Genomic DNA, 23,345 nt, shown 5'->3' on the forward strand with positions numbered 1-23,345 from the left:
GCGCTCCCCGGGGCGTTACCCGGGAGTTCGGTCGGGTGGGGGCGTGGTGGGGCCCGTTGGGGGCTCGGTGGGGCCTGGCGCGGTGGCGGCGGGACGGGTGTGCGGGGGGCGCGGAAGGGGGCGTACGGGGTGAGCGGGGCGGGGGTGGGGGGGAGCTGCGCGCACCCGCGCCGGACCGGGGTGCCGTGTGCCTGCCTCCTCCAGACCCCTGCGGCACGCCTGCCCACACGGCGGCGTAGAGAGGGAAGGGGCTGCGTTGCGCGACGCCTGCCCACACGGTGGCGTGGAGGGGGGAGTGAGTCACCTTGCGGCGCGCCTGCCCGCACGGCGGCGGCGTGGGGGCGGCGCCCCGGGCAGAAGTACGTTCACGCGTGCGGGACAATGGGGCACGGAATGCATCCCCCGGGGACACCCCCCGGACACCGGCCGGGGCGGCTGCCGGCCGGGCAGACGTGAGGCGGACTTTTCGTGACCCGGATCGTGATCATCGGCGGCGGACCCGGCGGCTATGAGGCGGCGCTCGTGGGCGCCCAGCTCGGCGCGGAGGTGACCGTCGTCGACTGCGACGGTCTGGGCGGGGCGTCGGTGCTCACCGACTGCGTCCCCTCCAAGACCCTCATCGCGACCGCCGAGGTGATGACCACCTTCGACTCCTCCTACGAGGAGCTGGGCATCATCGTCGCCGACGACACCCCGCACATCGAGCAGGCCGCCCGTGTGGTCGGCGTGGACCTCGGCAAGGTCAACCGCCGCGTCAAGCGCCTCGCGCTGGCCCAGTCGCACGACATCACCGCCTCCGTCACCCGGGCCGGAGCCAAGGTCATGCGCGGCCGCGGCAAGCTGGGCGGCCCGCAGGGCATCGACGGCACGCGCGACGTCATCGTGACGGCCGCCGACGGCACCGAGACGATCCTGACCGCCGACGCCGTGCTCATCGCCACCGGCGGCACCCCGCGCGAGATCCCCGACGCCCAGCCCGACGGCGAGCGCATCCTGAACTGGACCCAGGTCTACGACCTGGAGGAGCTCCCCGAGGAGCTCATCGTGGTCGGCTCCGGCGTCACCGGCGCCGAGTTCGCCGGCGCCTACCAGGCCCTCGGCTCGCGGGTCACCCTGGTCTCCTCCCGTGACCGGGTGCTGCCGGGCGAGGACCCCGACGCCGCCGCCGTCCTGGAGGACGTCTTCCGCCGCCGCGGCATGAACGTCATCGGCCGGTCCCGCGCCGAGTCCGCCAAGCGCGTGGGCGACCGGGTGGAGGTCACCCTCTCCGACGGCCGGGTCATCTCCGGCACCCACTGCCTGATGGCGGTCGGCGCGATCCCCAACACCCGGGACATGAACCTGGAGGAGTCGGGCGTACGCCTGAAGGAGTCCGGCCACATCTGGACCGACAAGGTCTCCCGCACCTCCTCGCCCGGCGTGTACGCGGCCGGCGACGTGACCGGAGTGTTCGCGCTGGCCTCGGTGGCCGCCATGCAGGGCCGCATCGCCATGTACCACTTCCTCGGCGACGCGGTGGCCCCGCTGAACCTCAAGACCGTCTCCTCCAACGTCTTCACCGACCCGGAGATCGCCACCGTCGGCTACACCCAGGCCGACGTGGACGCCGGGAAGATCGACGCCCGCGTGGTGAAGCTGCCGCTGCTGCGCAACCCGCGCGCGAAGATGCAGGGCATCAGGGACGGCTTCGTGAAGCTGTTCTGCCGTCCGGGCACCGGGATCGTGGTCGGCGGCGTGGTCGTTTCCCCGCGCGCGAGCGAACTGATCCACCCCATCTCGATCGCGGTCGACAACAACCTGACGGTCGAGCAGATCGCAAACGCGTTCACGGTGTACCCCTCGCTGTCGGGTTCGATCGCCGAGGTCGCCCGCCAGCTGCACACCCGCAAGGCGACCGGCGAGGCGTGACGCCGCCGAACCCCGGCGGCCCGCAGGGCCGTTGGGGTCGGGCACCGGAGCGGCGCGAGGAGTTCACCGAGCCCTCGCGCCGCGTATACCACTAGTCACCCGGCTCTGCGAACAACTTCGGTATTCCGGCGCAAAGAGCTGAAAGCAGACGGTCGCCCGCGTTACCGTCTGTTCCGTGTTCGCTGCAGAACGTCGCCAGTTGATCCTCGAAATGGTGCGCGCCAACGGGGCCGTGTCGCTCCGTGAGCTCGCCCGCGTCGTCCAGACCTCCGAAGTGACCGTACGGCGGGACGTGCGGGCGCTCGAGGCAGAAGGACTCCTCGACCGCCGGCACGGCGGTGCGGTGCTGCCGGGCGGGTTCACCCGCGAATCCGGCTTCCCGCAAAAGTCCCATCTCGCGACGGCGGAGAAGACCGCCATCGCCGATGTCGCGGCCGGCCTCGTCGAGGAAGGCGAGGCGGTCGTCGTCGGCGCGGGCACCACCACCCAGGAGCTGGCCCGCCGGCTCGCGCGGGTGCCCGGCCTGACCGTGGTCACCAACTCCCTGCTGGTGGCCCAGGCGTTGGCGCACGCCAACCGTGTCGAGGTCGTCATGACCGGCGGCACCCTGCGCGGCTCCAACTACGCCCTGGTGGGCAGCGGGGCCGAGCAGTCCCTCCAGGGGCTCCGCGTCTCCCGGGCCTTCCTCTCGGGCAGCGGCCTGACGGCGGAGCGCGGCCTGTCGACGTCCAACATGCTCAGCGCGAGCGTGGACCGGGCGCTGGTGCAGGCGGCGGCAGAGGTGGTCGTCCTCGCGGACCACACGAAACTCGGCACGGACACCATGTTCCAGACGGTGCCGACGGACGTGATCACCCGCCTGGTCACGGACGAGCCCCCGCCCCACGACGACCGCGCCGCGGCGGAACTCCAGGCCCTCGCGGACCAGGGCGTCCAGGTCACCATCGCCGGCTCCGGCCCGTCCGCCGCCGTCGACGGCCTCCCGGGCCGGAGCCGGCCCCGCCGCGAGGCCCCCCTCCCGGTCCAGCGCCGCGCAGGCGCCGCCGCCCCCCTCCGCAGCGCGGCCCCCCTGGGCGAACAGGCGGCGGCACGGGTGGCGGACATGCGGCGGCGGTGAAAAGGGCGTAGCCCCGGTCGAATTCCTCGACCGGGGCTACGCCTTTTTCGCCGCATCAGGAATCGCGGCTGCTGTCGATGGCGACGACCATCGGGTCCGACTCTTCCGTCAGATAGTCGCGACCGGGGAATTCCACATGCAGGTGACCCTCCGAATCAGCCTCCAGGGCGAACGATTCGATGTTCCTGGCCAGAAGGGAAAGGAACTCCGGTTCGCCTTCGATCCTGAGGGCTTCCCCGTTGTCCGGCACGTCGATGACGATCTCGCCGTCCGAGCGTCGCACCACGATCCGCGACAGGGACCTGCTGTAGGGGGACGGGTCCGGAACCTCCGTCAGAAGGACCGTGCCATCGCCGCTGTGCAGAGCCCGGCCGAAGGCAGCCAGGTCGGAGCGGGTTCCGGAAAGCTCCAGCTCTCCGGTTCCATCGTGGCGCAACACTTTCAGTGCCATACCTTGTCAGTCCTTATCTGTCCCACCAGTCCCCCGGCCGGATCGTAGCCGGATCGATGAGAGTGTGGGGATCGGCGAGCGGGCCCGACGTCACCGTCTCTCTGTTGATCTGGACTTCGAGGTTCAGGTGCGGGGACAACTTCTGGACGTGACCGCTGTTGGGGTTCACGTCGAACCGCGCGATCCTCGTGATCTCGTTGCCGGCCTCGTCGAAGGACGTGCTCATGAACTGAACGCCACCACTGCCGGACCTGACGATCCGCACATCGGTGTCCCCGACGTGTGCCACTGCGCGATTGACGGCCTCCTCCATCGAGATCTTGCAGTTGTGGACGAGAACCGGCGTGGAGCCCGCGAGCACGTAGTACGTGTGCTCCTTGGCGACGGTGAGGTTGTAGACCCGCTTCTGCTGAGTCCACTTCTTGACCTCGGTCACCTGCACCCAGGTGCCGGAGGACGTCCGCAGCCACTGGCCCGCAGTGAGGTCCGCGGCGTCGATCCACGCATTCACGGCAGGCGCCCAGAACGGGTGGAGATCGGTAGCGGTCACCTTCTCCGAGTCATTGCCCCGGGTGCCGTCCGTGTCGATCGTGATCTCGACGAGGTTCTTCTGTCCTTCGCCGATGATCTGCCCGACGACCGGCTGAGCGGCCGTTGCTCCGGACTCGGCATTCGTCGCCGTCACCTCGTCGCCGATGACGAGATCCTCGATGGGCTTGGAGGAACCGTCAGCGAGCAGGACCTCGGTACCCGCCACGAAGCTGTTCTTGCACTGAGGGGTTCCGCCGGAGCTGCTGTCCGTGTCACTCCTCGACGGCTTCGAAGCGGAGGACGTGTCCGAGGAGTCTCCGCGGTCACTGTCCTTCGAAGTGGACTTCTTCGGAGCGTCGGACTTCTTCGACTCGGCGGACTTGGACGCCTTGCCGTCGCTGTCGGCCTTCTTGGCCTTCTGTGCGGATGCCTTGCCCTGACGTGCCGCTGTCGCCTTGGCCTCGTCGGCCTTCTTGGCCGCGGCCGCAGCTGCTTCTTGCGCCGCCTTTCTGGCTGCTGCCGCCTCCTCTTCGAGCTTCCTCGCTCGTTCGGCGGCTTCCTCCATCTGGCGTTTCCACTCGGCCAGGTCCTCGGCGTATTTCGCCATGGCCTGCTCGTAGCGCTTCACCCTGGCGAGGATGTCGCGGGCGAGTGCGATCTTGTGTGACCAGCTGTTGAAGGCTTCCCAGGCTCGGTCGAGGGCCTTGAGGATGCGCTTGGCGCGTCCTGCGAAGGGCAGGGCCGCGTCGAGTGCGAGTCCTGCGCAGGCGCCCCAGTCGCCGCCGAGGCAGTCGCGGATGTCGTTGTAGCCGGAGGCGTCCTTGAGGATGCCCATGGCGACTTCGAGGGCGATGTCCAGGGCGCTCTTGCCCTGGATCATGTTGGCCCAGGCGGCTTCGGCCTCCGTGAAGTCCTTGATGGGCATCACGGGCGGCGCGATGGAGAGACCACTGGGGTCGGCGTACGTGATCGGCGAGTTGTTCGCGTAGGCGTACGCGTTCTGCTGCTTGGGCTCGCTGAAGTCGACGATGGGGTCGACGGACAGGAAGCGGCCGGTCGCAGGGTCGTACTCACGGGCCCCGAGGTGGACCGTTCCGAGCGACTCGTCGAATTCGCCGCCGACGAAGCTCCTCTTCGTCGGCCACACGGAGGGGGCCGCGCCGCGGACCTCACCGTAGGGGGTGAACTTGCGGCGGGTGACGGCTGAGGTCTTGGCGTCCACAGACGTGGTTGCCGTGCCGTTCTTGTCGCTCATCAGGTACGACGTGGTGATCACGCCGTCCTTCGCGGTCTTGACCATGGTCGGTCCGGCCGGGTGGGCGTAGTAACGAGTGCCCTCCAGCTTGCCGGCCTTGGTGAGCTTGACCTCGGTGCCGGGCAGGTACAGCGTGGAGCCGGTGCTGTCGCGCTTGATGAGGCGGTTGCCGCCGCTGTCGTAGACGAAGCCCGTCTCGTCCGTTCCCTTGGTGACCTTCTCCAGCTTGCCGGCGGCGTCCCACTTCCAGGTCTGGGTGTCACCCTGGATGGTGCGGGTCTCGGTGTTGCCCGAGGCGTCGTAGGTGTAGGACTCGGTACGGGATCCGTCAGGACCCGTGGAGTCGACCTGCTTCAGGCGGTTGGCTCCGGGCTGGCCGGGGGTGCCGTAGGTGTAGCTGCGGGTGACGTCCTTGGTGAGGTCACCGATGGCGGAGTGCTGGACTTCCTTGGTCCGGTTACCGGCCGCGTCGAAGCTGTACGAGCTCCAGTACGGGTTGGGTCCGCCGACCTGCGGCTTGGAGCCCGGGCCTGCGGCGTTGGGCTGAGCCGCGCAGTTGTCCGTCGCGGTCCAGGCCTCGTTCATGCGACGCATGTAGTCGTAGGCGAAGCACTGGACGTCAGGGGTTGCGGTCGGTCCCTCCTTGTCGGTGATCTTGAGGATGTTGCCGGCGGCGTCGTAGTCGTACGACGTGTCGTTGATCCGGCCGGGGGCCTTCTCGGTGTCGTTGACCGTCCGGGTGAGGCGCCGGGTCTGCTCGTCGTAGAAGTTGGTCGTGTAGACCTGGGATCCGGCGGGGCCGGAGTGGGTGCGCAGGACGTCGCCCATGGGCGAGTAGTCGACCTTGTCGACGAACGTCTTGCCCTCGATGCCCATGACGGTGGGCAGCTCGAAGTGGTTGTACTTCATCGTGGTGAGCTCGATGGGAAGGCCGCCGACGGCCGGGCTTTCCACCCACTCCGTCAGGCCGGTGTTCGCCCGGTATCCGGTGGTGAACTCGTACGTGCCGCCGAGAGCGCCTTCCGATGACGGGATCGTGATCTTCGTTCCCGTTGCCCGGTACTCGGTGTCGTAGCCCGTGACCTGCTTGGTGTACGCCTGGCCGTTCACGTATCGGGTCGAGGTCACCGGCAGGCCGACCGCACCGGGCAGGGTGTCGTACGTGGTCGAGGTGAGCTTCGGTCCGGTGATCGAGCCCTCGTGGGTCGCGATGACGCGGCCGAGGGAGTCGTACTCGGGAACGAGGACCTTGCCGCGAGCGTCCGTGATGGACTTGAGACGGTCGCCCTGCCCGTAGTCCAGCGTGGTGGAACCCTTCTCGGGGTCCTTCTGGAGGGTCTGGCGGCCACGGAGGTCGTACGCGAACTCCCACTTGTCGCCGGCCTGGTTGACGACGGACTCCAGCGAACCACGCTGGTTGTAGGCGTACGTCGTCTTGTCGTAGGCGCCGGTCGGCGAGTCGGAGCGGAAGTGGCGGAGTTCGGTCTTGCGGCCGGCTCCGTCGAGGAAGGCCCGGGTGGGGGTTTCTCCCTTGGGGGGGTCGACGGTGATGTTGTCGCCGCCGTAGGCGGTGGTGGTGCGGTCGGTCTCCTCGCCGAGCTTGCGGGAGATCTGGGCCACCGATCGGCCGGAGCCGTCGTACTGGGTCACCGTGGAGGACGGGACCTCGTTGTCCTTGGGTGCGAACTGGGTGCCGGAGGCTTCGCCTGCGGTGTAGTAGGCGCCGTTGGACTTCCAGATCTGGCCGAGGCTGTTGTAGAAGGTGTCGCTGATGATGCGGCCGCCTGCCAGTGCTTCCATCTGGGTCTGGCGGATGCGCAGGCTGCTGTCGTAGATGTCGTAGCTGGTGCGGTAGGTGCCGTCGTCCAGCAGTGCCTTGTTGGTGATGACCACGGGTCCGTCGGTGCGGACGTCGTAGGAGAAGATGCCGTTCGGGGACTTGGTGGTGGGGGTCCGCGAGGGGGACCACACCTTGGTCAGCCGGCCGAGGGCGTCGTACTCCATGGTCTGGCGGCGGGTGTTGGTGTCCTGCTTGGCGAGGACGGAGCCACGGCCCTGGTCGGTCTCCGTGGTCTCGGTGTGTCCGGCGTGGTTGGTGGTGACCGTCTTGGTGACGATCTGGCCGGATGCCGGGGTGTAGTCGAGCTTGGTGACCTTGCCGAAGACGTCGGTGGTGGTCTTCGGGCGGCCGTAGGCGTCGAAGGTGGCGCTTCCGTCGACCTGGTACTGCGGGGTGCTGCCGGAGTAGCCGGTCAGCGACTCGGTCGACTTCACGTTGCCCGCGGCGTCGTAGGCGATCTTCACGTCGGAGGTGACGTCCGCCGGACGCTGGACGGCCGCGTCACAGGCCTTGGCGACGGTTTCGACGCGCTTCTGGCGGGCGATGATCCAGCGGGTCTCGTCCGCGTCGTACTCGTAGCGGCTGCAGCTGTCGTCGGACGGGTCCGCGATGTCGCCCTTGGTCGACGCCCACAGCGCGATGCCGCGGTTGTCGTACTTGGTCTCCATGGCGGTGCGGCGCCAGCCGCGGTTCTCCGAGAGGAGGATCCGCGAGTTGACCTGGGTGGTCTGCTGGACGAAGGACTGGAGGGGTTCGATGTCCTCTTCCGGGACCTCACCCTTGCGGACGCGGGTGGCCGTGGGGCCGTGGATCCAGGGGGTGTAGGTGGTGGCTGCTTCGAGGGCGCCGCCTTCGCCGTTGTAGGCCAGGACCTCGCGGGTCTGGCCCGCGTAGAGGCGGTGGTCGGCGATTTCGATGCCCTCGGAGTCCTTGACCTTGACGCTCTTCTTGCCGCCGGACGGGGCGGCTCGGTCGCCGTCCAGACCCCGGAAGAAGAGGGTTTCGGTCATGGAGCGCTTGTCGGGCGCCGCGCCGATGAGCGTCTTGACGCGTTCGTAGCCGCGCCACTGCGACCAGGTGCGTGTCTTGGGCCGCATCATCTCCGTCTCGTCATCGAAGGCCCAGGCGGGCTTTCCGAGGAACTGGTAGGAGGTGGTGCGGGTGGGGGAGTTGCCGTTGCGGTCTTCCTCACGGACGGAGTCCACGATGTGCTTGTGGAACCAGTCGGTGGAGTAGATCTTCTTCTCGCGCTTGGGGTCGGTGGGGTCCGGGAGTTCGGAGATCACCGGGTAGCAGCGCAGAGTGTTGGTTTCCGGGGAGGCCGGCATGACGCGGGGGTCGGCCACCCGGCACTCGGGTTCGGCGTAGTTGACCGCGATGGTCGAGCCGGTTTCGGTGTCGATGGCTTCGATGCGGTAGCGCTTGAAGGGGACCTTGCCGTCGCCGTTGGCGTCGACTCGGTTGTCGAGCTGCTTGCCGCGGAACTTCACCGCGGGGAGCTCGATCTCCTTGTTCGGCGTGCCGACGACGTCGGTGCCGTTCTTGCCGACGTGGCGGATCTCGGAGAGCCACAGGGGGTAGTCGGATCCGTCACCGGTCTGCGGGAAGTCCTGGGTCAGCTTCCAGGTGTCGACCGGCTTGTGGGTGGTGCCGTTCCAGACGAAGGTGCTGACCTCGGTGAGGCGCTTGCGGGAGAAGAAGGTCGGGGTGAACCGGGCCTTGCACTCCTCGCCCTTGGCGCAGAGCTGGTCGCCGGGGGTGTCCGGCCACATCTTGGCGATGTTCCAGTCGACCTCGGGCTTGAGCTTCGCCGGGTCGCAGTCGAAGGTGTCCGACTTCAGACACCGCTCTTCGACCTTGAAACGCGCTTCGGAGGGAGCAGCGGCGAAGAGGTTGTCCTCGCGCAGGCCCCAGGAGATGTGGTCGAGCCAGCCGGAGCGGGTGTACTCGCGCGCCGTGGAGCCACCGGCGATCTTGTAGTTGGAGCCGTAGAAGTTCTGCTCCTTCTGGTACCAGTACGTCATCGCGTTCCCGCGCGGGTCCACGACGTAGTCCAGGTTCCAGCGGTAGGCCTGGTCACAGACCGCGTCCGCGAAGGTGGCGTTGTAGCAGGGCTCACCGGGGTGGTTGCCGTAAACGGGGACGGTCCAGGTCGAGTTCGTGACCGGCTTGCCCGTGGCCCAGTTCTTCAGCTTGTTGAGGCCGAAGTAGAACTGGATGCCCTGGGGGTTGGTGAACCGCCAATGTTCACCCTCCTTGTCGCCGTTGTCGGCGCCGGAGAGGAGTTCCAGGCGGGAGCCGTCGTCCTTGGCAGGACGCCACTTCTTGGTGGCGTCGTCCAGGACGAGCGGGGTCGAGCCGCCGTTCAGCGACATGGTGACCATGGGCGGGCCGTGGCACAGGTCGCCCGTGTCGTCCTTCGGGTTGTTGTAGCCCGAGTCCTTGCGCTTGTCCTGGCTGCACGGCGTGAAGCCCCGCTCGATGTAGTTCGAGGCCAGGTCCCAGCCGTCGCCGACCCAGGAGGTCTGCTGCTGGGAGGCGTTCGTGCGGCCGTCGATCTGCGCGCTGGAGTAGCCCAGGGAGAGGGACGGGCTCGGGCCGCCCAGGGACGCGGGGATGTCCAGGGGGTAGGACCAGGAGAAGTCGCCCGCGGAACCGCCGGCTTGCCAGGAGCCGGAGGCGCTGAGCGAGGTGGCCTTGTAGGTGCCGTTGGAACCCTCGGCGCCTGCGGTGGCGGAGAGCATCGTCGCGCCGCCCGCCGCGGCTGCGGCCGGGGCGGACATGAAGGCGCTGCCGGCGAGCTTGGCCTTGCCGGCCGGGGCGCGGTTGGCCGGGGCCTCGAAGGTCGCGATGAGCTTGCCCGTGGCCGGGTCGTTCTTGGTGACGACGTCCTGGGTGACCCGGCACTCGGGACGCTCCGGGGTCGTCAGGGAACAGGCCGGGACGGCCTTGAAGCGGAGACGGGAGCCCCAGCCGCCGCCGTAGGCGTTCCTGAACGCGTTGTAGTCCAGCTCCACCGAGACCGGAGCGGGCGTGGTGCCCGCGTCGGTGCGCTGGACGGTCAGCAGCAGTCCGTTGTCGGCCCCCGCGCGGTGCGCGGCAGCCCGGTCGTGGAGGTCGACCTTGACCTTGACGCCCGTCGGAGCGGCGTTCGGGGCGCCGGCCGCCGGAGCCGCTGCGGCACCGGCCGAACGGCCCGTCGCCGAGAGCGGGTTCTTCGCCGGCAGGGCTGCCACGGAGACGGGCAGCGTGCCGGCCTTGACCGCCTTGCCGGGCTTCGCCGAACCGGCAGCCGCAGCCGCGGGAGCGGAGGCCGGGCCGGTGGCTGATTTCATCGCAGTGGCGGGCGCGGGCGGGGCGTCCGGCAGGCTGATTTCAGCCGTTCCGGGCGCGGGCCAGGCGACGTTCGGCGCGGACTTCCACGCCTTCTTCTGCGACTCCGCGGGACCTGCCGCGGGCTTGCCCTTGACGTCCGAACCGCTGACCTTCGTCAGCTTCTGGTTGCCGGGCAGCTTGGACTTGGAGTCCGCCGATGCTTCCACCACGGTCAGGCCGGTGGCCAGCAGACTGGCGGCAATGAGCGGTATCGGCCACCGCCAGGCACGCCTCAGAGGCGCACGCATTGCATGCGCCTGGGGTCTTTTCAAAATTCGAACGCTCCTGATTCTTGCACGCGGATCCCAGTGATTTCGCGTGGTTTACCAGACGCGCAGAACCTAACAGCGCCTGGGCCGCCTGGTCGAAAAATATCCGGAGCGATCAAGTCCACATATGGGCAGGTGGAGAGCTGTTTCAACGGAATGTTGAATTCGGAATTTGGAGTTCCTTTACGGCCCGTGTTAGTGGTCCGGGCGCGTTTCGCGGGGCGGGATCCGGGTCGAATGAAGAGCCCCTCTGCTGCTACAAATCAATCGAACACAGCGGGCCTAAAACGGAATGGCCGGATACCGCTTTCCCGTCGGAGGCTCAGCAGGCTCCTTTCGGCCGTTGCCCGTCAGGGGAGCAGCCGGAACCGACACCGAGGACCCACTCAGTGAGACCCTTCCCGACGCGCTCCCGCGTCACCGGGCCGCCCTCCCGCAGGGTGCCAGTCATCACCACGGTGGCGACCGCGCTGGTCGCCACCCTGATCGGCGCGGTGCCCATCGCCGCTGCGGCCGGACCGGCCGTGGCGCCGGCCGCTGCCAAGCCGAAGCCCAACACCCCGGCCGCCACCGAGGCCGAACAGAACGCCAAGGCCAGTGCCGAGGCGAAGCGCACCGGCAAGCGCGTCGAGGTCGTTTCCCAGCGCACCGAGTACGAGGAGGTCTGGGCCAACCCGGACGGGACCTTCACGTCCGAGCAGGCGCTGGTGCCGATCCGTGTCCACCGCGGGGGCAAGCTCGTCCCCCTGGACACCGGCCTGGCCAAGCAGAAGGACGGCCGGCTCGCCACCAAGGCCACCCGCAGTGCACTGACCTTCTCCGGCGGCGGCAAGGCCCCGCTGGCCACCATGCGCAAGGACGGCCGGGAGATCGTCCTGACCTGGCCGAAGCCGCTGCCGACCCCGACGGTCGAGGGCAACAGCGCGACCTACGCCGAGGTCATGAAGGGCGTCGACCTGCGGGTCAGCGCGGACGCCACCGGCTTCTCGCACCAGCTGATCGTGAAGAACCGGGAAGCCGCCGCCAACCCGGAGCTCGCCTCCCTCCCCTTCGGCCTCAAGGGCAACGGCCTGACGGTCCGCAAGGAGGCCAACGGCGAGATGCGCGCCGTCGACCCCTCCGGGGAGACGGTGTTCGGCTTCGCCAAGCCGCAGATGTGGGACTCCGGCGCGGAGAAGGCGGCGGCGCAGACCGCTGCCGCCAAGGCTCCCGCCCCGGCCGGGACCACTGCCAAGACCGCTCCCGGCGCCAAGACCGCCGCCGGTGCGCCGGCCGCAGGCGCGACGCCGGTGGACGCCACGCCCGCCACCGAGGGCATCGACATCGGCACCAAGCAGGCCGACCTCGGGGTCGCACTGAAGGGTGAGAACCTCACCCTCACCCCGGACCGCAGCCTGCTGACGGCTCCGGACACCACCTATCCCGTCGTCATCGATCCCAAGACGACCGACAGCTGGAAGTCCGCCTGGACGGTGGCGTACAAGCACAACGGGATCGCGGGCACCGCCGACACCAACTACTGGAACGGTGGCACCCTCAGCGACGACGCCCGGGTGGGCTGCGCCAAGGACGCCGCCAAGGGCGGCGCCGTGGTCTGCGCCAAGACCTTCTTCCAGGTCCCGGTCAGCCAGTACCGGAACAAGCGGATCATGGACTCCACGCTGCGGATCCAGCAGAAGTCGGCGGGTTCCTGGAGCTGCAACTCCGGGGACATCCAGGTCTGGGACACCGACCCCATCAGCAAGTCGACCACCTGGAACAACCAGCCCGACTGGAACCGGATGGTGGACGCCTCCGGCCAGTCCTACGGCGGCCGCAACTGCCCGGGTGACTCCGACACCATCGAGATGGACGTGACCTCCGGCGTGGCCGGCGCCCTCAAGGGCGGCAAGTCGGTGTGGACCCTCGGCCTGAAGGCCGCGAAGGACACCGTCGACGTCTCCTGGCGGAAGCTCAACCCGGACAGCCTCCGCATCTCCACCAAGTACAACACCACCCCGACCGTCTCCAGCCCCACGATGGACCCGTACGTGTCCTGCTCGGGCGGCACCATCGGCCGTACGGACGAGGTCGTCCTGCGCGCCACCGTGAAGGACGCCGAGGACACCGCCCTCACCGCCGAGTTCAACTACTGGCGGGCGGAGGACTACAGCGGCACGCTGAAGAAGGTCTTCGAGAAGAAGTCCTCGGGCAGCGTCGTCACGGCGCGCATCCCGAAGCCCGCCGACGGTACCTACAAGTGGGACGTCCGGGTCAGCGACGGCACCGACACCAGCGGCTGGCTGGGCCAGTGCTCGTTCACCGTGGACCTGAAGGACCCGACCACCAAGCCCAAGGTGTCCTCCGTGCAGTTCCCGGAGGACGACCAGACGGGCAACGGCTACGCCCGCACCGAGGGCACCTTCACGTTCGAGTCCGGTGTCGTACCCGACCCCGACGTGGCCAAGTACCAGTGGTACACCGCGGACAACCCGACCGTCCGGACGGCCACCCCGGCCGTCAAGGGCGGATCGGTGGACGTGAAGTACACCCCGGTGTCGGCCGGTCCGCACAGCCTCTACGTGTGGAGCCTGGACGCGGCGGGCAACCCGTCGAACAAGACCTTCTTCCAGTACTACGCCAAGCGCCCGCTGGAGCGGGACAAGCACGGCGACGTCAACGGTGACGGCCAGACCGACATCTGGAGCGTCGACCCGGGCGACGGCAGGCTGTGGGTGGTCCCCGGCACGAGCGGCGGCGCCTTCGGCGTGCCCCGCCAGGCCGAGCACGGCAACTTCGCCTCCGCCCGGTCCCTGACGCAGTGGGGCAGCTGGAACGAGGGCGACTTCTACGAGGACCTGATCGTCCTGGAGCCCTCGGCCGACAACAGCCGGCAGAACCTCTACGTCTACCGCGGTGCCGGCGACGGCGAGCTCGAAGACCCGGAGGCCAGCCGGATCGAGCTGGGCACCCGCTTCGACGACAACGACCGCTGGTCGAACGCCGACCAGGTGCTGGCCATCGGCAGCGTCAACGACGACCCCCTGGCCGACCAGACCGAGGGCGACGGCAAGATCGACGAGGCGGACCAGGCCGACCTCCTGGTCAAGACCGGCGACGGGCAGCTCTGGCTCTACTTCGGTCAGTCCGACGGCACTCTGGACCGGCGTGGCTACGACCCGATCCAGCTCGGCAACGCCGACTGGCAGAACATGGACCTCATCGCGCCCGGCGACCTCAACAAGGACGGCCTGCCGGAGGTCTGGGCCCGCGACAAGACCACCGGCAAGATCCACCAGTACACCAGCCGCCCCTCCACCGACCCGTCCTCCAAGGCCGGCATCGACCTGACCGTCTACGGCGACCCGGCCGTGCGCACCCAGTCCCTCGGCACCGGCTTCACCGGTGCGGACCGGAAGCACCTGGCCAGCCTGGGCGACTTCGAGAAGGACGGCTTCCCCGACCTGTGGTCGCGTGACAACAACGGCGTGCTCTGGGAGTTCCAGGGCCGTCAGCCGGTCAACGGGTCCGCCTTCGGTGCGGCCCGCCAGATCGCGGTCGGCGGCACCCCGTGGACCACGTGCGAGAACGTCGCGGCGGTGACCGCCGGGACGACCCAGCAGCTGTGCGGCCCGATCCTGGCGAAGTTCAAGGCCAAGGGCGGGGTCGCCGGCTTCGGCAAGCCCTCGGGCAAGGTCACGGACAACCCCGACGGCGGCAAGTTCGTCCACCTGCGGATGAACGGCACCACCTCGGACAACGCCTCCATCTACTGGCACCCGAGCACCGGTGCCTGGCTGGTCCAGGGCGCCATCCGCACCAAGTGGATCGCGCTCGGCGCGGAGAAGAGCCTCCTCGGCTACCCGACCTCCGACGAGGGCAAGACGTTCGACGAGGTCGGCCGGTTCAGCACCTTCAACGGTTCCGGGGGCGCCGGCGCGATCTACTGGACGTCGGACTTCGGCGCCTGGGAGGTCAACGGAGGCATCTACCGCCGTTACCTGGAGATGGGCGGCCCGAGCCGGCTCGGCTACCCGACGAACGACGAGACCAGGCACACCGACAACATCGGCCGCTACAACCACTTCCGCAAGCGCGGCCAGACGGCGGACAGCGCCTCCATCTACTGGACGTCGGCCACGGGCGCGCACCCGGTCTACGGCGCCATCCGCACCAAGTGGATCGCGCTCGGCGCGGAGAAGAGCTTCCTGGGGTACCCGAAGTCGGACGAGTACGAGGTCGCGGCCGGTGTACGGGCCGACTTCGCCGGGGGCTACATCCGCTACAACCGCACGACCGGCGTGGCTCTGGAGCACCGTCCCGCCGACCGCACCGCACACCTGCGGACCGACCTCGCCGGTGACTTCAACGGCGACGGCCGCAGCGACATGGCGACCGTCTACGACTACGACGACAGCTCCAGCGCCCTGTGGGTGCTCAACGCCCGCGGGGACGGCGGCTACGGCGAGCCGACGGTCCGCTGGACCAGCAACAAGGGCAGCTTCGACTACAACCGTGCCAAGTGGCTCGCCGGTGACTTCAACGGCGACGGCCGCGACGACATCGCCGCGGTCTACGGCTACGCCGACGGCAGCAACGCCCTGTGGAACTTCCTCTCCAACGCCGACGGCACCTTCACCCCGGTCAAGGGTCTGACGGCGGCCGTGGGCAACTTCGACTGGTCCAAGGGCATCTACGTCGCCGGCGACTTCAACGGCGACAAGCGGTCCGACATCGCCATGGTCTACGACTACGGCGACGGCGCGGCCGGCCTGCACACCTGGACCGGCAACGCCAACGGCACCTTCAACTCGGCTGTCGCCAGCTGGCGGGTGCCCACGGGCAACTGGTGGATCTTCCACGCCTCGTTCCGGGCCGGTGACGTCAACGGCGACGGCCGCGACGACATCATGGCGCTGTACGGCTACACCGCCGGCGGCGTCGCGATGTTCACCTTCAACGGCCAGGCCAACGGCGGCTTCGCCGCCCCGGTCAAGTCGTGGAGCAAGACGAAGGAGGAGTGGGAGTACGCGCGCACCAAGTTCACGGTCGGCGACTACAACGGTGACGGCCGTGCCGACGCGGCGCTGATGTACGACCACGCCGAGGGCAACGACACGCTGACCACCCTGCTCGGCCAGGCCGACGGCAAGGTCGGCGGCGAGCTGCGCAGCTGGGACACCCCGGACGGCAACTGGTACGCCGGCAGCACGGGCCTCGCGGTCTCGGGCGACGCCGACGGGGACGGCCGCGAGGACGTGTCGATCATGTACAACTACGCCACCGGCGCCACCGCCGCCTTCACGTTCAAGGGCCGCACCGACGGCGGCTTCGAGAACAGCTTCAAGAGCTGGCAGGCCCTGCCGGGCACCTGGTGACACCACCGCCTGATGGTGTGACCACGTGATCGCGTGACACGACGAAGCCCCCGCCCGGATCACCCGGGCGGGGGCTTCTTCATGCATGTTCAGGTCGGTCAGGAGCCGAACTCGATGCCGTGACGGGCACCGATTTCACGGAGTCCTTCGGCGGCGCTTCGCAGAGCGTCTTCAAGCTCCGGCAGCTTCGACTTGGCCTTGTTGAAGTCAGCCTCGCCGGCCATTGCCTTCCATGCGCGCCGGTAAGCATCCTCAAGTTCGAGGACCTTCTCAACCATCTCGGTGTACTGGTCGAGATCGAGACCCACCGGTCCGGTCATTCCCATGCTCAACTGTGCCCGAGTGGAGAGGATGTCTCCGACGTAGCGGATGTGGGACGTTCCGACCCGGTCGCTCAGGATGATCTCGGCGAGAACTGCGTCATGGTGCTCTTCCCTTCGGATCATCCCGACGCCTTCTTCGCCTTCATCATTTTCATGAGAACCACCATTCCTGGGGCGCCGGCCGGGATATCGACGCCCCCTGCTCTGAGGACGTCAACAGCGTAGGTCATGCAGCTGTTGTGGTACTTATCGTAACCACCCCTGGGTCGGCCGATGTCTTGCCTCTGGTACCTCTTGGCAGCACCTGCGTCGGGGAGGTCGATGGTTATCTCGATGACGTTCTTTCCGAGGGGGCCGGCGCGATCGGACTCGGTGGGGGAGCCGTGAGGAGCCTGTCCCTCCCCATCCCATTCCGGAAGAGTCTGCTCGGTTTCGAGGGATTTACCGTGACTCTCCACTCGGATGGTGGCATGCTCCATGTCTTCATCCCAGCGGACCGTCGCCTTCCCCGGGGCGCTGGGCCTTCCCGCGAGGCGACTCTCGGTACCGGTGTCCGCGTTCTTGGCGTCCGACTTCTTGGGAGCGTCGGCCTTCTTCGTCTCCTCGGCCTTCGCCGCCTTTCCGCCGCCGTCGGTGTTCTTCGTCTTGGTGGTCGACGACTTGGCCTGCTTGGCTGCAGTGGCCTTTGCTTCGTCGGCTTTCTTGGCGGCTGCGGCGGCTGCTTCTTGTGCGGCTCTGCGTGCTGCTGCTGCTTCTTCCTCGAGTTTTCTTGCTCGTTCGGCGGCTTCTTCTATCTGGCGTTTCCATTCGGCCAGGTCTTCGGCGTATTTGGCCATGGCCTGCTGGTAGCGCTCGACTCGTCGGAGGATGTCTCGGGCGAGTGAGAGTTTGCCGGCCCAGCTGTTGAAGGCTTCCCAGGCGCGGTCGAGTGCTTTGAGGATGCGCTTGGCGCGGCCTGCGAAGGGGAGTGCTGCGTCGAGTGCGAGTCCTGCGCAGGCGCCCCAGTCGCCGCCGAGGCAGTCGCGGATGTCGTTGTAGCCGGAGGCGTCCTTGAGGATGCCCATGGCGACTTCGAGGGCGATGTCCAGGGCGGACTTGCCCTGGATCATGTTGGCCCAGGCGGCTTCGGCGTCCGTGAAGTCCTTGATGGGCATCACGGGCGGTGCGATGGAAAGGCCGGTGGGGTCGCTGTAGGTGATGGGCGAGTTGTTGGCGTAGGCGTACGGGTTCTGCTGTTTGGGCTCGCTGAAGTCGACGATGGGGTCGACGGAGAGGAACCGGCCCGTTGCGGGGTCGTATTCGCGTGCGCCGAGGTGGACGGTGCCGATGGTCTCGTCGATCTCGCCGCCGACGAAGCCCTTCTTGCCGGGCCAGACGGAGGGTTGTGCACCGCGCGTCTCGCCGTAGGGGGTGAACTTGCGGCGGGTGACGGCTCCGGTCTTGGTGTCGACCGCGGTGGTGGCCGTGCTGTTCTGGTCGGCCATCAGGTAGGAGGTGGTGGTCACGCCGTCCTTGACGGTCTTGACCATGGTGGGGCCGGCCGGGTGGGCGTAGTACCGGGTGCCCTCCAGCTTCCCCGCGGCCGTCAGCTTGACTTCGGTTCCGGCCAGGTAGAGCGTCGTGCCGGTCTTGTCGCGTTTGATCAGGCGACTTCCGCCCACGTCGTACACGACTTCGGTCGAGTCGGTGCCCTTGGTGGCCTTCTCCAGCTGACCGCCGATGGTCCAGTCAAACGTCTGGGTTTCGCCTTGGATGGTGCGGGTCTTGGTGTTGCCGGCGTCGTCGTAGGTGTAGGACTCGGTGCGGGATCCGCCGGGTCCGGTGGTGTCGACCTTCTGCAGCCGGTTGGCTGCGGGCTTGCCGGGGGTTCCGTAGGTGTAGGTGCGGGTGACGTCCTTGGTCAGGTCACCGGTCGGGGAGTGCTGGACTTCCTTGGTGCGGTTGCCGGCCGCATCGAAGCTGTAGGAGCTCCAGTAGGGGTTGGGGCCGCCGACCTGCGGCTTGGAGCCGGGACCCGCGGAGTCCGGCTTGGCGGCGCAGTCGTCGGTGGCGGTCCACGCCTCGTTCATGCGGCGCATGTAGTCGTAGGCGAAGCACTGGACGTCGGCGGTGGGGTTGGTGCCTTCCTTGTCCGAGATCTTGAGGATGTTGCCGACGGCGTCGTAGTTGTACGACGTGTCGTTGATCGCGGCCGGGGACTTCTCCTGGCTGTTGACCGTCCGGGTCAGTTGACGGGTCTGCTCGTCGTAGAAATTCGAGGTGTAGACCTGGGATCCGGCAGCGCCCGTGTGGGTGCGCAGGACATCGCCCATGGGGGAGTAGTCGACCTTGTCGACGAAGGTCTTCCCTTCGATGCCCATCACGGTGGGCAGCTCGAAGTGGTTGTACTTGACCGTGGTGAGCTCGATGGGCAGACCGGCGACGGCCGGCTGTTCCATCCAGTCGACCAGGCCGGTGTTCTCCCGGTACCCGGTGGTGAACTCGTACGTACCCCCGAGAGCACCCTCCGAGGACGGGATCGTGGTCTTCGACCCAGTGGGGCGGTACGCGATGTCGTAGCCGGTGACTTCCTGGGTGTATGCCTTGCCGTTCACGTAGCGGGTAGAGGCGACCGGCAGACCGACGGCACCCGGCAGGGTGTCGTACGTCGTGGAGGTCAGCTTCGGACCTGCGAGGGTGCCTTCGTGGGTCGCGATGACTCGGCCGAGCGCGTCGTACTCCGGAACGACGGTCTTGCCGCGACCCTCGGTCACCGAAGTGACACGGTCGCCCTGGCCGTACGTCATGGACGTCGTGCCCTTGTCGGGGTCCTTCTGCGTGGTCTGGCGGCCGCGGATGTCGTAGCCGAACTCCCACTTGTCGCCGGCCTGGTTGACGACCGCTTCCAGTGCGCCGCGCTGGTTGTAGGCGTAGCTGGTCTTGTCGTAGGCGCCGGTGGGGGAGTCTCCCCGGAAGAAGCGGAGTTCGGTCTTGCGGCCGGCTCCGTCGAGGAAGGCCCGGGTGGGCGTCTCACCGGTCGGCGGGTCGACGGTGATGTTGTCGCCGCCGTACGAGGTCGTCGTACGGGAGGTTTCCTCGCCGAGCTTCCGGGAGATCTGGGCGGTGGAGCGGCCCGATCCGTCGTACTCGGTGACCGTGGAGGAGGGGACCTCGTTGTCCTTGGGTGCGAACTGGGTGCCGGAGGCGGTGCCTGCGGTGTAGTAGGCGCCGTTGGACTTCCAGACCTGGCCGAGGCTGTTGTAGAAGGTGTCGGAGATGATGCGGCCGCCTGCCAGTGCTTCCATCTGGGTCTGGCGGATGCGCAGGCTGCTGTCGTAGATGTCGTAGCTGGTGCGGTAGGTGCCGTCGTCCAGCAGGGCCTTGTTGGTGATGACGACCGGACCGTCGGTGCGGACGTCGTAGGAGAACTCACCGTTCGGCGACTTGCTCGACGGGTTACGGGAGGGACCCCATACCTTGGTCAGTCGGCCGAGCGCGTCGTACTCCATGTTCTGGCGACGGCTGTTGGTGTCCACCTTGGCCAGGACGGAACCACGTCCCTGGTCGGTCTCCGTGGTCTGGGTGTGACCGGCGTGGTTGGTCGAGACGACCTTGGTGACGATCTGACCCGATGCCGGGGTGTAGTCCAGCTTGGTGACCTTGCCGAACACGTCGGTGGTGGTCTTCGGGCGGCCGTAGGCGTCGAAGGTGGCGCTGCCGTCGACCTGGTACTGCGGGGTACTGCCGGAGTAACCGGTCAGCGACTCGGTCGACTTCACGTTGCCGGCCGCGTCGTACGCCATCTTGACGTCGGAGGTGACGTCCGCCGGACGCTGGACGGTGGCGTCACATGCCTTGGCGACCGTTTCCACGCGCTTCTGGCGGGCGATGATCCAGCGGGCTTCGTCCGACTCGTACTCGTAGCGCGTGCAGCTGTCGTCCTTGGGGTCGGCGATGTCGCCCTTGTTTGACACCCACTGGGCGATGCCGCGGTCGTCGTAGTTGGTCTCCATGGCGGTGCGGCGCCAGCCGCGGCCGTCGGAGAGCAGGATGCGCGAGTTGACGTGGGTGGTCTGCTGGACGAAGGACTGGAGGGGCTCGATGTCCTCCGCGGCGACCTCGCCCTTGCGGAGCCGGGTGGCGGTGGGGCCGCGGATCCAGGGGGTGTAGGTGGTGGCTGCTTCGAGTGCGCCGCCTTCGCCGTTGTAGGCCAGTACCTCGCGGGTCTGGCCGGCGTAGAGGCGGTGGTCGGCAATCTCGTTGCCTTCGGAGTCCTTGATTTTGACCGACTTCTTGCCGCCGTCAGGGCCGGCACGGTCGCCGTCCAGGCCGCGGAAGAAGAGCGTCTCGGTCATGGAGCGCTTGTCGGGCGCCGCGCCGATGAGCGTCTTGACCCGCTCGTAGCCGCGCCACTGCGACCACGTACGTGTCTTCGGACGCATCATCTCCGTCTCGTCATCGAACGCCCACGCGGGGTCGCCGATGAACTTGTACTCGGTGCGCCGGGTTGGCGAGTTGCCGTTGCGGTCTTCCTCCTGGACGGAGTCCACGATGTGCTTGTGGAACCAGTCGGTGGAGTAGATCTTCCGCTCGCGATTGGGATCGGAGGGGTCCGGGAGTTCGGATACGACCGGGTAGCAGCGGAGCGTGTTGTTCTCCGGGGAGGCCGGCATGACCCGCGGGTCGGTGGCCTTGCACTGGGTGGGTGCGTAGTTGACCGAGATGGTCGAGCCGGTCTCGGTGTCGATGGCTTCGATGCGGTAGCGCTTGTAGGGGACCTTGCCGTCGCCGTTGGCGTCGACTCGGTTGTCGAGCTGCTTGCCGCGGAACTTCACCGCGGGCAGTTCGATCTCCTTGTTCGGCGTGCCGACGACGTCGGTGCCGTTCTTGCCGACGTGGCGGATCTCGGAGAGCCACAGGGGGTAGTCGGATCCGTCACCGGTCTGGGGGAAGTCCTGGGTCAGCTTCCAGGTGTCGACCGGCTTGTGGGTGGTGCCGTTCCAGACGAAGGTGCTGACCTCGGTGAGGCGCTTGCGGGAGAAGAAGGTCGGGGTGAACCGGGCCTTGCACTCCTCGCCCTTGGCGCAGAGCTGGTCGCCGGGGGTGTCCGGCCACATCTTGGCGATGTTCCAGTCGACCTCGGGCTTGAGCTTGGCCGGGTCGCAGTCGAAGGTGTCCGACTTCAGGCAGCGCTCTTCCACCTTGAAACGCGCCTCGGCCGGGGCGGAGGCGAACAGGTTGTTGCTGCGCAGGCCCCAGGAGATGTGGTCGAGCCAGCCGGAGCGGGTGTATTCGCGGGCGGTGGAGCCGCCGGCGATCTTGTAGTTGGAGCCGTAGAAGTTCTGCTCCTTCTGGTACCAGTACGTCATCGCGTTCCCGCGCGGGTCCACGACGTAGTCCAGGTTCCAGCGGTAGGCCTGGTCGCAGACCGCGTCCGCGAAGGTGGCGTTGTAGCAGGGCTCACCGGGGTGGTTGCCGTAGACCGGGACGGTCCAGGTGGCGTTGGTGACCGGCTTGCCGGCCGTCCACCCGGGGACCTTGTTCAGGCCGAAGTAGAACTGGATGCCCTGGGGGTTGGTGAACCGCCAGTGCTCGCCCTCCTTGTCGCCGTTGTCGGCGCCGGAGAGGAGTTCCAGGCGGGAGCCGTCGTCCTTGGCAGGACGCCACTTCTTGGTGGCGTCGTCCAGGACGAGGGGGGTCGAGCCACCGTTCAGCGACATCGTGACCATCGGCGCGCCGTGGCAGAGGTCTCCGGTGTCGTCCTTCGGGTTGTTGAAGCCCGAATCCTTGCGCTTGTCCTGGCTGCACGGCGTGAACGAGCGCTCGATGTAGTTCGAGGCCAGGTCCCAGCCGTCACCCACCCAGGACGTCTGCTGCTGGGAAGCACTCGTCCGGCCGTCGATCTGGGCACTGGAATAGCCCAGCGACAGCGACGGGCTCGGACCACCCAGAGAGGCGGGGATGTCCAGCGGGTAGGACCAGGAGAAGTCACCCGCCGAACCGCCGGCCTGCCAGGAGCCGGAGGCGCTCAGCGACGTGGCCTTGTAGGTGCCGTTCGCACCCTCCGCACCCGCGGTGGCGGACAACATCACCGCACCGCTCGCAGCCGCCGCCGCAGGCGCACTCAGAAACGCCGCACCCGCCGGCTTCACGGCCGGGGCCGCCTTGGCCGGGGCCTCGAACGTGGCGATCAGCTTGCCGGTCTCGGGGTTGTTCCTGGTGGTGACCGGGATGTTCCCCCGGCACTCCGGCCGGTTCGGGGTGGTCAGTGAACATGCCGGGACCGCGGTGAAACGGAGCCGGGAGCCCCAGCCGCCGCCGTAGGCGTTCTTGAACGAGGCGTAGTCCAACTCCACCGAAACAGGAGCGGAGGTACGGCCCGCGTCGGTGCGGTCGACGTTCAGGACCAGGCCGCCCGCCCGGCCGACGCGCTTCGCGGCGGGCTGATCGAGCAGGTCGACCTTCAGCTTGACGCCGGTCGGGGCGGCAGCCGGAGCCCCGGCCGCCATGGACTGCTTCGCGGGGTTGCCGGACGCCGCGCTCGGTGCGACGGCGGCGACCGAGACGGGCAGGCTGCCTGCCTTGACCGGCTTGCCGGCCGCGCCGGTGTCACTGGCGGCGAGGCCGAAGGCCCCACCGGTGGCCGACTTCAGTGTGCTCTTTCCGACACCGGGGGCGTCAGGCAGCGCGATTTCGGCCGAACCCGGCGCGGGCCAGGAGATCGCCGGCGCGGACTTCCACGCCTTCTTCTGCGACTCCGCGGGACCGGCCGCGGGCTTGCCCTTGACGTCCGAACCGCTGACCTTCGTCAGTTTCTGGAGCCCAGGGAGCTGGGTCCGGGAGTCGGCGGACGCCTCCACCACGGTCAGGCCGCTCGCGAGCAGCGTCGTGGCCAGCAGTGGCACGGGCCACCGCCAGACACGTCTCAGAGGCGCACGCA

At 68.1% G+C, this 23,345-nt stretch carries 7 protein-coding genes; 3 read left to right on the forward strand and 4 right to left on the reverse strand.

Going from position 1 to position 23,345, the window contains the following annotated elements:
• Positions 1-468: 468 nt before the first annotated feature.
• Both AB0O36_RS05490 and AB0O36_RS05495 read left to right on the forward strand, forming a co-directional pair.
• The gene (locus tag AB0O36_RS05490) at positions 469-1,908 is read left to right on the forward strand and encodes an NAD(P)H-quinone dehydrogenase (RefSeq protein ID WP_365104374.1); all 1,440 of its coding nucleotides are present in this window, start codon (positions 469-471) and stop codon (positions 1,906-1,908) included.
• A 175-nt stretch (positions 1,909-2,083) separates the two neighbouring features.
• Positions 2,084-3,025 carry a DeoR/GlpR family DNA-binding transcription regulator gene (locus AB0O36_RS05495; protein ID WP_365104377.1) on the forward strand — a complete coding sequence of 314 codons (942 nt, stop codon included), beginning with the start codon at positions 2,084-2,086 and terminating at the stop codon, positions 3,023-3,025.
• Between the two features lie 55 nt (positions 3,026-3,080).
• Here AB0O36_RS05495 and AB0O36_RS05500 read toward each other — a convergent pair whose 3' ends face one another.
• Both AB0O36_RS05500 and AB0O36_RS05505 read right to left on the reverse strand, forming a co-directional pair.
• A complete protein-coding gene (locus AB0O36_RS05500; RefSeq protein ID WP_365104380.1) occupies positions 3,081-3,476 on the reverse strand; it encodes a hypothetical protein in 396 nt (131 codons plus the stop codon).
• Between the two features lie 13 nt (positions 3,477-3,489).
• Entirely contained in the window at positions 3,490-10,725 is a 7,236-nt protein-coding gene (locus AB0O36_RS05505) for a polymorphic toxin-type HINT domain-containing protein (protein WP_365104381.1), read from the reverse strand.
• Positions 10,726-11,186: 461 nt separating this feature from the next.
• Between AB0O36_RS05505 and AB0O36_RS05510 the strand changes: the two genes are divergently transcribed.
• Complete coding sequence (locus AB0O36_RS05510) at positions 11,187-16,103, forward strand: FG-GAP-like repeat-containing protein (RefSeq protein ID WP_365104384.1); 4,917 nt, start codon at positions 11,187-11,189, stop codon at positions 16,101-16,103.
• 98 nt (positions 16,104-16,201) lie between these two features.
• On the opposite strand, the gene AB0O36_RS05515 is transcribed toward AB0O36_RS05510, so the two are convergent.
• Positions 16,202-16,549, reverse strand: coding sequence for a hypothetical protein (locus AB0O36_RS05515; protein ID WP_365104386.1), 348 nt, complete (start codon positions 16,547-16,549; stop codon positions 16,202-16,204).
• Positions 16,546-23,310 (reverse strand): RHS repeat-associated core domain-containing protein, encoded by a 6,765-nt coding sequence (locus AB0O36_RS05520; RefSeq protein WP_365104389.1) that lies wholly within the window; start codon positions 23,308-23,310, stop codon positions 16,546-16,548. Before AB0O36_RS05520 ends, AB0O36_RS05515 begins: the two co-directional genes overlap by 4 nt.
• Between the last annotated feature and the right edge of the window lie 35 nt (positions 23,311-23,345).

Origin of the sequence: Streptomyces sp. NPDC089799 (assembly GCF_040684755.1) — a bacterium.
Classification (GTDB): domain Bacteria; phylum Actinomycetota; class Actinomycetes; order Streptomycetales; family Streptomycetaceae; genus Streptomyces.

Excerpts from the sequence above, each read along its gene's own strand:
- AB0O36_RS05505 (WP_365104381.1), bottom strand. The coding sequence starts at position 10,725 with ATGCGTGCGCCTCTGAGGCGTGCCTGGCGGTGGCCGATACCGCTCATT.
- AB0O36_RS05515 (WP_365104386.1), bottom strand. The coding sequence starts at position 16,549 with ATGATCCGAAGGGAAGAGCACCATGACGCAGTTCTCGCCGAGATCATC.
- AB0O36_RS05500 (WP_365104380.1), bottom strand. The coding sequence starts at position 3,476 with ATGGCACTGAAAGTGTTGCGCCACGATGGAACCGGAGAGCTGGAGCTT.